Source organism: Paenibacillus sp. FSL H3-0333 (assembly GCF_038002805.1).
GTDB classification, from domain to species: Bacteria; Bacillota; Bacilli; order Paenibacillales; family Paenibacillaceae; genus Paenibacillus_AQ; species Paenibacillus_AQ silagei.
The window spans coordinates 851,395-864,734 of the sequence record NZ_JBBODG010000001.1; the positions used below are offsets into that span (position 1 = coordinate 851,395).

Consider the following 13,340-nt stretch of genomic DNA (forward strand, 5'->3'; position numbering starts at 1 on the left):
CAAAACTGAATCCCCTGCGTTTCAGTGTATGTACAGACAAACAGGCAGACAGGCAACGTGAACACCACATATTACCCCAACCTAAGGAGTGAATTGAGATGAAGATGAAGAAATTAGTCGTTCCGATATTAAGCTTGACCCTGATGATACCTGCGCTGGCAGGTGCGGAGGCAGCCCCGGCAGCCACCATGATGAAGGCTTCGGTGAATACACCGGCAGCCGAGCTGAGAGCGGGCCTGGATTATTTGCTCTCCGAGCATTTCACCCTTGCCGTAACCGCAATGACAAAGGCTTATGACGGTACTAAGGATGCGGCAGCGGCCTACCAGGCGCTTGATCAGAACGCGCTCGATATGCAGCCCGCCATTGCTTCACTGTACGGCGATGCAGGTGCAGCAGAGTTTGAACGGATTTTCCGCGCACATAATAAGTACACCGACGATCTGGTGAAGGCGACGAAGAACAAGGACACCGCAGCCGTCCAAGCTGCAGAAGATAAAGTAAGCGGCTTTGTAGACGAATTCGGGAACTTCCTCGGTACGGCAACAGAGGGCAAGCTTCCGGCAGCTGCCGCGAAGCAGGTTATCCGCAGTCATGAGAACCATGTCCAGGAAGTGTTCGAGGATTATGCAGCCGGTGATTACAAGGGCGCGTATGAAGCTTACCGTAAGGGTTATGCAGAAATGTTCAGTATCAGCAAGGCCTTGTCCAGTGCGATTACTACGCAAATGCCTGCTAAATTCGAGAATACCAAGGCAGATACCAAAGCTGCTGATCTGAGATCCGCACTCAACCAGTTAGCGGGTGAACACTTTGCTCTGTCCGTCCTGCAAATGCAGGAGCAATATGACGGAAGAGCGGCTTCCAATGCGCTGCTTGCAGCTGAAGCCATGAATACAGCAGACTTCAAGGCAGCAATTGCTTCTATCTATGGTGCAGACGGGGCAGCGGCCTTCGAGAAGATCTGGGTCACGAATCATGTGAATGCCCAGGCTGATTTCACAGCGGCAGTGAAGAACAATGATGCAGCGGCAAAAGTGGCAGTCGAAGCGCGTATCGCAGGCTTCACCACTGAATTTGCAGCCTTCCTTGATTCGGCTACAGCAGGCAACCTGCCGAAGTCAGCGGGACAATCTGCACTGACCACCCACGAGAATCAAGTGCAGCAGGTGCTTACGCAATATGCAGCGGGCAACTATGACGCATCATACAAGACGAACCGCGAGGGCTACAAGACGATGTTCGGGGTAGGCCAAGCGCTGGGCAATGCGATTGTTACGCAGTTCAACGATAAGTTCCAGGATGCAGCAGCACCTGCACCTGCAACACCAGCAGATCCTGCTTCCATGATGAAAGTCTGGATGAAGGTGGGCAGCGGCGTCCTGAACATTAACGGACAAGTAACTCAAATGGATACCAAGCCGTTCATCTGGAGCGGAATGACCTACATCCCACTTCGTTATCTGAGTGAAGGCATCGGGGCAGAGGTGAAATGGGACAAGCAGGCGCAGCAGGTTACCATTACAGCAGGCAGCGACACCCTGGTATTCTGGATGAACAAAGACTTCATGGAAGTCAACGGTATGAGAAAATCCGTCGGCGCCAAGGTCTTTGTGAACGACGACAACAGAACCGTAGTTCCCCTTCGTTTCATCACCGAATTACTGGGCTGGAACGTACAATGGGGCAACGCCGATCAGTCTATTACGTTGACTAAGAGCATTTGATTTTGTGAACGGAAGTTAACCTTCTATATTAGGCCATGATTAGACCAAGCCCGCAAGCGGCTCACTGTAACAAGTGCCGCTTGCGGGCTTTTGTTGAGCGCGGAATCCAGATTTTACATTGACAACCTGTCCGGACACGTATATATTTATCGATAATGATTCTCATTATCGTATAAAAAACCTATTCAGATAAGGAAGGGTCCACACATGAACCGTACCAAAAAGTTCTCTTTCAAGACATTATTCATTCCATTAGCGCTAACAATAGTGCTGGCAGGCTGTTCCTCCAACCAGTCGAATTCAGCTGCTTCACCTTCCCCGGCACCTACAGCAGCTGCAACTAGCGAAGCGGCAAGCACAGAAGCACCAGGGGCGCAGGATGCTGTGACCTATCCGATTACCATCAAGCATGCGCTTGGTGAAGCTGTAATTAAGAGCAAGCCGGAACGTGTAGTTACTGTGCAGTGGGCTAACCATGATGTGGCTCTGGCTCTGGGCGTTGTCCCTGTAGGCTTCTCGGCTGCGAACTTCGGTGTGCAGGATGGCAGCGGGCTGCTGCCTTGGACCGCTGATAAGCTCAAGGAGCTGAATGTAACCGATCCGAATGTATTCCAGGATACCGATGGTCTTGATTTCGAGGCGATCTCTGACGCCAACCCGGATGTTATTCTGGCCGCGTACTCGGGCCTAACGAAGGAAGATTATGAGACCCTGAGCCAGATCGCTCCAGTGGTAGCTTACCCGACGGCTGCTTGGGCTACGACATGGCGTGAGCAGGTGCTGCTGAACGCAGAAGGCATGGGTATGAAGCCTGAAGGCGAGCAGCTCATCAAGGACACCGAAGCCCTGGTTAAGGACAAGCTGAGCAAATATCCGCAGATTGCCGGCAAAAAAGTAGTCTGGGTCAATTTCTCCGCTGAGGATTTGTCGAAACTGCATATTTATACACCTGTGGACTCTCGGGTCGCATTCCTGTATGAGCTGGGGATGATATATCCCGAGAGCATTACCAAACAGATTACAGACCCTACCAGCTACTCGCTCAGCTTAAGCTCCGAGAATGTGGAAGCCCTATATGATGCAGATCTGATCGTAGGTTATGGCAATGACGAATTGCTTAAGACGCTTCAGGCAGATTCACTGATCGGCAAAATCCCGGCCATTGAACGGGGATCGGTAGCTTTTATCGACAGTGATACTCCGCTGGTTGCTGCCGGAACACCGAATCCGCTGTCCATTGCGTATACGATTGATGAATACCTTGCCTTAATTGGGGGAGCTATTGATAAAATAAAATGATGAGTTCACCGGTCTCGGACGATAACAAGCTAAAATTGCATATGCCGAAGAATTTCATCCTGGTGCTGGTGAGCTGCATGGTCCTGCTGGTTCTGTGCATCATTGCCTCACTGGTACTGGGAGCCCGTCATGTAGGCTGGAATGAGCTGATGGACGGGCTTTTCCGTCCAGAAGTGGACAGCTATGGGGCAAACGTGGTGCGCAAGCGGATCTCCCGGACGTTATTCAGCCTGATGTGCGGCGGGGCGCTCGGCGTATCGGGAGCCTTGATGCAGGCGGTGACCCGTAACCCGATTGCCGATCCCAGCATCCTCGGGGTGAACACGGGAGCTTCTTTGTTCGTGGTCTGCGGAATTGCTTTCCTGAACATAAGCACTGCGGGCCAATATATATGGTTAGCCTTAGCCGGAGCTGCAATTACAGCGGTCTTCGTATTCGGAATCGGCTCGATGGGGCGTGGCGGAGCCACGCCCATTAAGCTCGTTCTGGCGGGTGCTGCGATCAGCGCGGCTCTGTCCTCTCTGGTCACTGCCATCATGATTCCACGCGCTTACGTCATGGACCAGTTCCGGTTCTGGCAGGTGGGCAGCGTGGGTGCGGGGACCTGGAGCGGCATTACAACCTTCCTTCCGTTCCTGCTGATCGGCATGCTGATTGCCTTCATTACAGCTCCGGCCCTGAATGCGCTGGCCCTGGGCGATGATGTGGCGACCGGACTCGGGGTCCGCACAGGGACACTGCGGCTTATAGCAGCGCTGGCCGGGGTATTATTATGCGGAGCAGTGACGGCACTGGCCGGGCCTATCGGGTTCATTGGCCTCTTGTCCACTCACGTAATCCGGCTGATCCTCGGCTCGGACCTGCGGTTCGTGATCCCGATGTCAGCGGTCACCGGGGCTATTATTCTCACGGTCTCCGATGTAGGCGGCCGGCTGATTGGAAGCCCCGGAGAGCTTGAAGTCGGTGTAGTCACAGCCTTTGTAGGGGCACCGATCCTGATTCTATTAGCGATGAAGTCGAAAGTGCGGTCCTTATGAGAAATGAAACGATTGAATTCATTATGGCGGGCAGACGTCAGAGACAGCGCCGGGGCTTGATTGTTACCAGCCTGCTTGCCGTACTTGCCTGTGTACTGTGCTGCGCGATGCTGCTGCTCGGCAATACCATCTATCCTGCCTCGGAGGTCATCCGCGCACTTTCCGGCGAAGAGCTGAAGGGTGTCTCCTTCGCCGTGAATGTGATCCGGCTGCCGCGGATGCTGGCGGGTCTTTTTGCCGGATTCGCCTTCGGGATTGCCGGTTACACCTTCCAGACGATGCTGCGTAATCCGCTGGCGAATCCGAATGTCATTGGCATTACCTCCGGATCGAGTGCGGCGGCGGTATACTGTATCGTGATCCTTCAAGCCAGCGGAGCTGTAGTCTCTGTTGCTTCGGTAATCGCTGGCCTTGCCACCGTGCTGCTGATCTACGTGCTCTCCAGGGGAAGAACCTTCTCCATCGGGCGTTTAATACTGATCGGAATTGGCCTTCAGGCGATGCTGGATGCCGTGATCTCCTACCTGCTGCTGATCGGCTCCGAGAAGGACATCCCTTCAGCGGTCCGCTGGCTGACCGGCAGTCTCAACGGCTCACAGATGCGCGAGCTTCCTCCGCTGGTGATCATCGTGCTGATCTGTTCGCCTATCATCATCCTGCTGGGCAAGCATCTGAGTATCCTGGAGCTGGGGGAGCAGTCGGCTACCTCGCTTGGAGTCCGCACCGACCGGACCCGAATTGCACTGATTGTCAGCTCTGTCTGCATGGTGGCGATGGCTACGGCTACTACCGGACCTATTGCGTTTGTCTCCTTCCTGTCAGGGCCGATTGCCAAAAGACTGGTGGGTACCGGCGCTTCCAGCATCATCCCCGCAGGTCTGGTCGGCGTGAATCTGGTCCTGGCGTCTGATCTGATTGGACAATTTGCTTTTGAGTACAGATTCCCTGTAGGCATCATTACCGGATTACTCGGAGCACCTTATCTGATCTTCCTGTTAATCCGCATGAATCGAAAGGGAGAGTTATAATGAACAAGGCACATGCATTTGGAGCTGAACAGGTTGTAGCAGGCTATGAGAATAAGACGATTATTCATGGGGTAGACCTGGTGATCCCCGATCGGCAGATCAGCGTGATTATCGGAGCGAACGGCTGCGGGAAATCCACCCTACTCAAAACCATGGCCCGGCTGATCAAGCACACCGCAGGCCAGGTGACGCTGGACGGCAAGCCGATCTCGCAGATTCCGGCCAAAGCGCTGGCGCGGGTCATTGGTCTGCTGCCGCAATCCCCGATTGTGCCGGAAGGGATATCGGTTGCCGATCTGGTGGGACGCGGCAGATTCCCCCACCAGTCCCTGCTTGGAGGCTGGTCCCGGAAGGATTACGAGGCCGTGGCCGAAGCGATGGAGATTATGAATATTACCGAATTCGCTAACCGTAATATCGATGAGCTCTCCGGCGGCCAGCAGCAGCGGGTCTGGATTGCGATGGCCCTGGCCCAGCAGACCGACATCCTGTTCCTGGACGAGCCGACCACCTTCCTGGATATCACCTACCAGGTGGAGATTCTGGACCTGCTGACCGATCTGAACCGCAAGCACGGAACCACCATTGTGATGGTCCTGCATGATATCAACCTGTCCGCCCGGTATGCCGACCATATCTTTGCGCTGCATTCCGGCAGGCTGGTTGCCGAGGGCTCGCCCGCAGAGGTCATCACCAGCGGGCGGGTTAAAGAAATCTTCGGACTGGATAGCACAGTCATCCCTGACCCGGTCTCCGGTTCCCCGTTGGTTGTGCCGCTGGGGCGGTATCATAACAACTAAGCGTACACAAGGCTGCCAGCGAGTAACATTTTTTGAGAAATCCTGCAAGAAGTGCAACAATGCAGCCCAACAGGAGCGGTATATACCGAAATCCTGCACGAAGTGCAACAAAGTCAGCCACTAACTTGCTTTCTGCACCAGAATTTGTGCAAATAATGCAACATTGTACCCGCATTCAGTAACCTTAATAGAGAAATCCTGCAAAATGTGCAACAATGCTTTATGCAAGCGGTCGGTGAGAGAGAAAAAACATAGGGGCTGGATATTTGCCACCAGAATGCGATGAGGCGCCAGCATCCTTCACCTGTTAGGGTGATTTTGTTCTGATAAATACATGCTCCTGAGCATCATTTAAAATTATTTGGCGTTAATGTAATTTCACTCAATTATTTAGTTGATGGAACGATACTTTTATCACAATAATTTTCGGTTTTTTCAATGTTAAATGGGAATTAAACTAATAAAGCATACAAAAAACCGCTCCTAATGGAACGGTTTTTGTATGCTTTATTTCTTTCTCCGTTTACCGAAGAAGATACTGATATTATGAATAAGAATAGCTATGCTGATTAACACCAGTATATATGAATAATCAGTCTTATCTGCCAACAGAAGCGAAACACCGAACAAGGTAAAAGTAATGACAAAGCTCAAAGATGTGTTTTTAGGACTACGGTCTTTTTTGTAGGCCGAGTATACACTATAAAACATAAGCCAGGCAATACCAATTACTATAAATATCTTTAAAAACATAGGTGATCAAACCTTACTCGTGAATTTTAAATTTGGGTGATATAAGTGTACGCCTTCTGCATATCTTTTTTTGCAGTATTGAAATTATTAATAGTTACACCTGCAAGAACTGCCATTCCTCCTCCCGCAAGAATCCATCCTGCAGGACTCCAAAGAAATATAGCTCCTGCAAAACCTGATGAACCAGCTTCAGCCAACATTAAGTATTGCGCCTGTCTAAAACTCGCGTAAGAATGATCGAACAGATCTACGGCATTTTTTGCCATCACAAACCCAGGCTGGGTCCGTGAGATTCCGCTCTTAAAAACATGAGCTCCTTGCGGTTCGCCGTGTGAGTTATTGTCTCCAATCCAATTATAGTTCATAGACTCATAACTTGCTATTGCATAACTTTGAAGATTATTAGTGCTGTAATAATGACAAAGCCAGGGTAAACCGCCCGTATCATTCATTGGCATAATTACTTGATCTGCGGCAGAATTAAACTCTTTAATATTCAATTCTTCATCGTTAACAAGAATCTTCTGATTCAAGTTATCAAAAAATATTTCGGATGTATTAATATCGTCTTGAAAAACAGTTGTATAGCTTTCAATATTCTCATATTCAGGTAATAATGTGAAATCTCTTGTAGTCGTAACTGTTGTTGTAGTTCCTTCGTTTGCCTCTACGACATTTACTTCATGTGTTTTTACTACCGAGCCTATTATATACCCCTCTTTTGAATAAATATCACTTGCTTCCGTTAGTACTTCAGTTGTTGGTTTGGCTTCTGCAGCGTACACAGAAGGGTTAATACCAACGAAAGCAATGGCTAATGACAGTCCCAGGCTTGCGAAAACCTTCATTTTCTTCAATTTTCACATCTTCCCTTCAAGTTTTTTTAATACAGTTAAACTATAATAGATAACAAAAAATGGTTTCATGAGCAATAATAACTAAATATTCTCAATAAATATTTATATTTTATATAGTCCGCTTCTGTATTTATTACACTATTCGACTTTATACTACAAATAAAGTCATATAAAGCAGTGTGTCTTTTGGGGAGGCTTTATTTTCGTTTGTATATATTGATAAGGGCCCAAATTTATCAAAGATAAAGATTGTACTCCATGAATTTATATAATGTGTTACTTTAGTACCATGCAAAAATACCCGAATTTCCAGTCCTTGCTTGGTGGCGGTTCCCGTATCATGTACATTAATTAGGCAACAGACCTTCCAATCTGAATTAACGCAGGTGATCCTATCAAAATTTCCATCGAGCATATCAGCAGGGAGCAGAAAGAGGAAATCATCATCAGATGCTATGAAGCAAACGAAGAGATCAGTGAGATTGTACATAGGCTTAAGGCAGAGACCCTTGTGCTCCTGGGAGTCCAGGAAGAGCGGGTCAGCCGCATCAAGCTCAGTGACGTCTATTATTTCGAAGCCGTGGACGGCAAAGTGTTTGTCTACAGCGAGAACCAGGTGCATGAAGTGAAGCAGAAGCTGTATGAGCTGGAGGAGCTGTGCCGGGACAAGAACTGTTTTCGTGCCTCCAAATCCACGATTCTGAATATCGCCAAGATCGAAAGTGTGCGTCCATCCCTCAGCGGCAGGTTCACAGCACTGCTTGATAATGGGGAACGTGTAGTCATTTCAAGACAGTATGTGCCCGTACTGAAGCAAAGACTTGGAATATAAAGGGGGATCATAGCATGAAGCGTTCTGAGGTTGCCAAAGACATCATCCGTGATTTTCTGGTTATCTTCGCATCCATCATCATAATCATTACGGTGCTGCGGCAGATTTTTATGCCGGAACTCGCCTTTGACCTGATATCCATCTATACGATTATGGGCTTCTCCCTGCTTGGAGCATTGACAGGCTTGATGTTGTACGCTCCTGACGAGGTGAGCGAGCAGGCGATGCGTGTTAGAATCGTGATTCATTTTCTCCTGCTGGAGCTTCTGTTGATTACCCTTGCCAGCCTGATTGGAGCTGTGGCCAGTGTGTCCGCTGCACTTCTGTTTGCCCTGCAAATCGCTGTAGTCTATGCCATTGTCCGTCTGCTGTCCTATGAGAAGGATAAGAAGGAGGCGGAGCAGATTAATGAGAGACTGAAGGCGGTGAAGCAGGAAGTCCGCGAGTAATCTTGGAGTTAATTTCCCACTTAATGGTGATTTTGTGCATCTTATTGCCCTGTAGCTACAGCTTACCGTAAATGGGTATACACCCTTTTCGCAGTTTTTTATGATGAGATCATCACCTGACGCGAAAAGGAGAATCCCTATGCACAGCCGCATTAAGCTCATAAGCTGGATTAGAATCACCCTGTTTATCATATTCGTTATTCTTATATTGTCCCCCGTTATTGATTGGAGCTTCAGCTTGGTATTACTGGCGGCATTGCTGTTTGTTTTTGCGCTGAAAGGCTCGGTTAATCTGATCCGTAAGAAGGCGGCCGTGAGACCGTCCAGACGTTCAACCCGGGTGTGGAAAAGGCTGCTAACCGCTGTGGCGCTGCTAATCTCACTTATCCCGCCTATTCTATTCCCGCAGTACCGTGCACCTGAAGTAACAGGGGAATATGAGGTCAGAACGGCAGTATACACCTATACGGACCCTGACCGGATGGAGGGATTTACAGATACGGGGGAGCGCCGGAGGGTGAACGTGAAATTCTGGTATCCGCACTATGCCGGGGGTACCTATCCGCTGGTGGTCTTTTCTCATGGTGCTTATGGGGTTAGAGAGAGCAACACGTCAACCTTCAACGAGCTGGCCAGCCACGGCTATGTTGTGGTATCCATCGATCATCCCTACCATTCTTTTTATACACAAGGCGTGGACGGGAAGGTCACTATGGTTAATGCAGAATATATGCGGGAGGTTAACGATTCCAACAAAGACGGAGTGTACACCGTGGAAGAGCTGTATGGCCTTACGCGTAAATGGATGAAGCTGCGGACTGGGGATATGAATCTGGTAATCGATAAGATCCTGGAGAAAGCCGCCAGTAACGAGGACCCCGTCTACCAACGGATAGATACGGAGCACATTGGCGTAATCGGCCACTCCATGGGGGGTGCGGCAAGCGTCGCGCTCGGCCGGGAGCGCAGCGATGTGGATGCAGTCGTCAATCTGGATGCCCCGTTCTTCACCGAGCTGGTGTATGACCGGAAGATGAATGATCTGGCGGCCAAAGATGAGCCTTACCGCGTACCGCTGCTGAACATATACACGGACGATGTGTGGAGACAGCTCGGGAAGAACTCGGCTTACGCAGCGAATAACACTGGCAATCCGAACTTCAAGGATGCGTATACCGTTCATTTTGAGGGAGCCAAGCACTTAAGCCTGACCGATCTGCCGCTGTTCTCCCCGATCCTTGCGAATATACTGCAGCGCGGGCAGGCGGATATCGATAAGTATTACTGTATTGAGACCATGAACAGGCTAATTCTTGAATTCTATGACTATTCGTTAAAAGGCATCGGCCAGTTTGCGCCGCAGGCGGTGTATTAAAGGGGATGCAGCGGCGGCTATAAGGTGATTCCGGGAAACGCAGTTTTATGCTCCACCCTAGTGAAGCCCAAGGACCGGTACAGCGCAACTGCGCAGGTGTTCAGCTCCCAGACTTCGAGTCTGGCCAGATTCATCCCATTTGCCAAGAAATAATCAAATATATAATTCATGATCACCTTGGCGATTCCTGTTCCCCGGGCTTCGGGCATAACATACAGCGTTTCAATATAACCGCAGCCATCTGCCGCCCAAAAGGTACAGCCTCCCAGCAGCCTGCCGTCCCGCCCAAACGAAAGATTGCGGAAATGGGGATGTCTGCCTTGCTCCGCAAGTGTGTCCAGATTGAGCGGGGTGATAAATAGTGTATCGTACCGCTCTTTGTAGACCATCAGTCCGTCCTCTGAATGAAGGTTCTCCGGCTGGACGGTTATTTCTTCCGGCAGGGCATAAGTGAAGCCTTCGGCAATAGAGGCCTCCATAATAATGCTGTAATCCGCTTCGAACTGGGTCCCTATGTAAAAGTCACGCTGCTTCTGGTCTGCTTGGAATTCGCCGTAGATTCTGGCGGTTAAGTCCGGCCGTAATGCCCGCAGCTCTCTCGCCCGGATCAGCACTTGGTTAAACAGCTCCCGGCTAACTTCCTGCTGCACAATTTCATCCGAATGCTCAGCGGGGTCAACGCTAATATAGATCAGATACGGGGTGTCCGGTGTCTGGTGATGATTAATCGCCGGATAGGTATAGGCACTGCCCAGGTAATCTCCTTGTTCACCCAAAGCAATGAAGATATTCTCTCTGCTGTTCCCATACTGGTCTGCTTCCGGATGAATAATCTGTATGTTCATCATTGTCCTCCTGTATTGAATGAATCGTCAACGGTCATACAAATTATGACATAGTTCATCAGGAGGCTGATGGTAGAGTTTCTCTTTAATCAATTGCTACATATCCAAGACTGAAGACTGAACCAGTTCCGCTATCCCTTCCTCTAACCCCGTCACACCCTCATCCCCCAGCCACTCCGGCGGGACGAGCAGATAATGGCTGGAGCTGCTCTTCAGGTAGCTGTAGATGATCTGTGCCTCGTCGATCTTGTGGCGGCTCATCTCATCCGTAACGGCGGTCTGGCTGCTGCTGCGGAAGACCTCCCGGGCGGATGCTGCGATCATCCCGGTGAGCTGCCCCTCGTTCAGCGCGTCTCTGGCCAGCAGGGTGCGGTAGAGGATCACGCTGCCCTTGATGAGGATCAGCTTATGGGACTGTTCGTCCACCGGCTCAAGCACAATAATATTCTTGTTCGCTCCGGTGAATTCAATCACCTGCTCCTTCTGCAGCAGCGAGTGGACCGCCCCCAGATAATCGCGGAATTTGGCGGCGGTCTCGAAGTCGAACCGCAGCGCAGCTTCCTCCATTTTTGCTTCCAGTCCGGCTACAATCCGGCTGTCCCTGCCTTCCAGCAGGCAGATGATCTCGTCTATGACTGCTTCATACTGTGCTACAGCTACCCCTGCGCCCCCGCACATGCCGATGCATAAGCCCAGCGAATGGTTCAGGCAGCGTGAGTTGCGGGAATGGGGGCTGCTGCACAGAATGCGCTGTGATTCTTTGATGCCCAGCACCGCTCTTTCGACCGTACTCCGGCTGGTATAAGGGCCATAGACGAGGCCGCCCGCCTCTGTACTTGGCTCGTAGCCGATCTCAATCTGCCGGTAAGGCGCTTTGTCCACGATGGAAATGTAGCTGTAGGCGAGTGGATTTTTCATTTTGCGGTTATACATCGGCTTGATCTCTTTGATCAGCTGGCATTCCAGCATGAAGGCCTCCAGCTCCGTGTCGGTCAGCCGGTAGTCCAGATCACGGATATGCTTAACCAGCTGCTTCACCTTGGGAGAATGTCCCTTATTATTATAAAAATAAGACTGGACCCGCTTCCTCAGCTGCTTCGCCTTGCCGACATAAATCACATGGCCCAGTCCGTCCTTCATCAGGTATACGCCAGACGTCAAGGGCAGGCTGGCGACTTTGTCTGTTAGATGTGCGGGCATGGCAGCCGCCTCCGTTCGTGAGTTTCTTCCGTATCCTTCAAGTATAGACCATGCCACCGCCACCTGCGACAGGAAAAGCTCCGCTCAGTGCTCAGACAGAAGCGGTGTGACATAACCCACAATGTCTCCTGGTCAAACACTCTATCATTAACGACATGAACGACAGGCATGAGCGTATGCGATCAAGTAAGCTGGGGGGCTGCTGATGAAGTATTCGATCGGTGAATTTGCGTCCATTCTTGGAGTGACGGCAGATACACTGCGCTTATATGAGAAACATGATATTGTCCGGCCGATGAAGGATCAGCATAATAACTACAGGTATTTCAATGATTTGGATGCGCGGAATCTATTGACGAGCAGATGGTACCGGAGCATGCAGATTCCGCTTCAGGATGTAGCCGGATTGATTAAGGACGCGCCGTGTGAGCAAGTGATGGAGTCGATTGCTGCCGCGGGTATGCAGCTGGAGGAGGAGATCCGGCGCAGCAGGCTGCTGCTCGGCAAGATTCAGGAGATTCAGGCGGAGCTGGCGCAGGTCAGCGCATCTCTATATACGTGCAAGATGAAGCAGGTGCCGGGCATGTACCGGATTCAGCAGACGGACAAGAATCATTTGCTGCAAAAGGAGGATCTCAAAGACACCGTTCAGGCGTGGATGGAGCTGCTGCCGTTCACCTTCTATTCCTTCCGGGTGGAGAATAAGGCAGGCGAATGTGCCTGCGGATTAGGGGATCTGGAGTATAGCTGGGGACTTGGCCTGCTTGCAGAGGATCAGGTGAAGCTTGGCGTTAACTTGAACGACAGCGTGGAGGTTCTGGAGCCGGCGACCTGCATCTCTGCCGTCATTGTCAGCGGCCACGAGGATTACCTGGAGCGGGGAGCCTTCGGGTTCATGCTAGAGTATGTGCAGGCACGGAATTATAAGATTAGCGGAGATATCAGCGGTAAAATTCTGTTCACCGAGCGCACAGGTAACGGCAGCAAAACGTATCTGGAGATTAATATTCCGGTAGAACCGGAGGAAGCGTCAGTCCTACTTTGAGAAAAGTTTCACATATTGTTCATTGACCTTGGTACAGTACCAAGGTTTACACTTTGTGCGGTAGTCAACAGTTCCATTAGAGAGAAACGGGGC

General features: G+C 50.5%; 12 protein-coding genes. 9 read left to right on the forward strand and 3 right to left on the reverse strand.

Annotated elements, in window-relative coordinates; genetic code table 11:
• The first annotated feature begins 98 nt into the window (after nucleotides 1-98).
• The 5 genes from MHH78_RS03900 to MHH78_RS03920 all read left to right on the forward strand — a co-directional run bounded on the left by MHH78_RS03900 (nucleotide 99) and on the right by MHH78_RS03920 (nucleotide 5,891).
• On the forward strand, nucleotides 99-1,727 hold the full coding sequence (locus MHH78_RS03900) for a copper amine oxidase N-terminal domain-containing protein (protein WP_341166648.1): 1,629 nt from the start codon (nucleotides 99-101) through the stop codon (nucleotides 1,725-1,727).
• A gap of 207 nt (nucleotides 1,728-1,934) precedes the next feature.
• Nucleotides 1,935-3,026: an iron-siderophore ABC transporter substrate-binding protein gene (locus MHH78_RS03905; protein WP_341166649.1), complete on the forward strand. Its 1,092-nt coding sequence runs from the start codon at nucleotides 1,935-1,937 to the stop codon at nucleotides 3,024-3,026.
• Nucleotides 3,023-4,063 (forward strand): FecCD family ABC transporter permease, encoded by a 1,041-nt coding sequence (locus MHH78_RS03910; RefSeq protein ID WP_076081397.1) that lies wholly within the window; start codon nucleotides 3,023-3,025, stop codon nucleotides 4,061-4,063. Before MHH78_RS03905 ends, MHH78_RS03910 begins: the two co-directional genes overlap by 4 nt.
• Nucleotides 4,060-5,091 (forward strand): FecCD family ABC transporter permease, encoded by a 1,032-nt coding sequence (locus MHH78_RS03915; RefSeq protein WP_339252219.1) that lies wholly within the window; start codon nucleotides 4,060-4,062, stop codon nucleotides 5,089-5,091. The genes MHH78_RS03910 and MHH78_RS03915 overlap by 4 nt, the downstream gene beginning before the upstream one ends.
• Nucleotides 5,091-5,891: an ABC transporter ATP-binding protein gene (locus MHH78_RS03920; protein WP_341166650.1), complete on the forward strand. Its 801-nt coding sequence runs from the start codon at nucleotides 5,091-5,093 to the stop codon at nucleotides 5,889-5,891. The genes MHH78_RS03915 and MHH78_RS03920 overlap by 1 nt, the downstream gene beginning before the upstream one ends.
• 779 nt (nucleotides 5,892-6,670) lie before the next feature.
• Here the strand turns inward: MHH78_RS03920 and MHH78_RS03925 are convergent.
• A complete protein-coding gene (locus MHH78_RS03925; protein ID WP_341166651.1) occupies nucleotides 6,671-7,501 on the reverse strand; it encodes a hypothetical protein in 831 nt (276 codons plus the stop codon).
• 511 nt (nucleotides 7,502-8,012) lie between these two features.
• On the opposite strand from MHH78_RS03925, the gene MHH78_RS03930 reads away from it, so the two are divergent.
• The 3 genes from MHH78_RS03930 to MHH78_RS03940 all read left to right on the forward strand — a co-directional run bounded on the left by MHH78_RS03930 (nucleotide 8,013) and on the right by MHH78_RS03940 (nucleotide 10,157).
• Nucleotides 8,013-8,333 (forward strand): LytTR family DNA-binding domain-containing protein, encoded by a 321-nt coding sequence (locus tag MHH78_RS03930; protein WP_341166652.1) that lies wholly within the window; start codon nucleotides 8,013-8,015, stop codon nucleotides 8,331-8,333.
• Between the two features lie 14 nt (nucleotides 8,334-8,347).
• A complete protein-coding gene (locus MHH78_RS03935; protein ID WP_341166653.1) occupies nucleotides 8,348-8,782 on the forward strand; it encodes a DUF3021 family protein in 435 nt (144 codons plus the stop codon).
• A 139-nt stretch (nucleotides 8,783-8,921) separates the two neighbouring features.
• Nucleotides 8,922-10,157 (forward strand): alpha/beta hydrolase family protein, encoded by a 1,236-nt coding sequence (locus MHH78_RS03940; protein ID WP_341166654.1) that lies wholly within the window; start codon nucleotides 8,922-8,924, stop codon nucleotides 10,155-10,157.
• Between the two features lie 17 nt (nucleotides 10,158-10,174).
• Here MHH78_RS03940 and MHH78_RS03945 read toward each other — a convergent pair whose 3' ends face one another.
• Together MHH78_RS03945 and MHH78_RS03950 are read right to left on the reverse strand one after the other, a co-directional pair.
• Nucleotides 10,175-11,002: a GNAT family N-acetyltransferase gene (locus tag MHH78_RS03945; RefSeq protein ID WP_341166655.1), complete on the reverse strand. Its 828-nt coding sequence runs from the start codon at nucleotides 11,000-11,002 to the stop codon at nucleotides 10,175-10,177.
• 96 nt (nucleotides 11,003-11,098) lie between these two features.
• Complete coding sequence (locus MHH78_RS03950; protein ID WP_341166656.1) at nucleotides 11,099-12,202, reverse strand: UvrB/UvrC motif-containing protein; 1,104 nt, start codon at nucleotides 12,200-12,202, stop codon at nucleotides 11,099-11,101.
• 205 nt (nucleotides 12,203-12,407) lie between these two features.
• On the opposite strand from MHH78_RS03950, the gene MHH78_RS03955 reads away from it, so the two are divergent.
• Nucleotides 12,408-13,247, forward strand: coding sequence for a MerR family transcriptional regulator (locus MHH78_RS03955; protein ID WP_341166657.1), 840 nt, complete (start codon nucleotides 12,408-12,410; stop codon nucleotides 13,245-13,247).
• Nucleotides 13,248-13,340: the final 93 nt, after the last annotated feature.

What these genes read in the sequence shown, in the direction of transcription:
- MHH78_RS03955 (WP_341166657.1), top strand. Translation starts at nt 12,408, where the DNA reads ATGAAGTATTCGATCGGTGAATTTGCGTCCATTCTTGGAGTGACGGCA.
- MHH78_RS03945 (WP_341166655.1), bottom strand. Translation starts at nt 11,002, where the DNA reads ATGAACATACAGATTATTCATCCGGAAGCAGACCAGTATGGGAACAGC.
- MHH78_RS03905 (WP_341166649.1), top strand. Translation starts at nt 1,935, where the DNA reads ATGAACCGTACCAAAAAGTTCTCTTTCAAGACATTATTCATTCCATTA.
- MHH78_RS03900 (WP_341166648.1), top strand. Translation starts at nt 99, where the DNA reads ATGAAGATGAAGAAATTAGTCGTTCCGATATTAAGCTTGACCCTGATG.
- MHH78_RS03910 (WP_076081397.1), top strand. Translation starts at nt 3,023, where the DNA reads ATGATGAGTTCACCGGTCTCGGACGATAACAAGCTAAAATTGCATATG.
- MHH78_RS03950 (WP_341166656.1), bottom strand. Translation starts at nt 12,202, where the DNA reads ATGCCCGCACATCTAACAGACAAAGTCGCCAGCCTGCCCTTGACGTCT.
- MHH78_RS03940 (WP_341166654.1), top strand. Translation starts at nt 8,922, where the DNA reads ATGCACAGCCGCATTAAGCTCATAAGCTGGATTAGAATCACCCTGTTT.
- MHH78_RS03935 (WP_341166653.1), top strand. Translation starts at nt 8,348, where the DNA reads ATGAAGCGTTCTGAGGTTGCCAAAGACATCATCCGTGATTTTCTGGTT.
- MHH78_RS03915 (WP_339252219.1), top strand. Translation starts at nt 4,060, where the DNA reads ATGAGAAATGAAACGATTGAATTCATTATGGCGGGCAGACGTCAGAGA.
- MHH78_RS03920 (WP_341166650.1), top strand. Translation starts at nt 5,091, where the DNA reads ATGAACAAGGCACATGCATTTGGAGCTGAACAGGTTGTAGCAGGCTAT.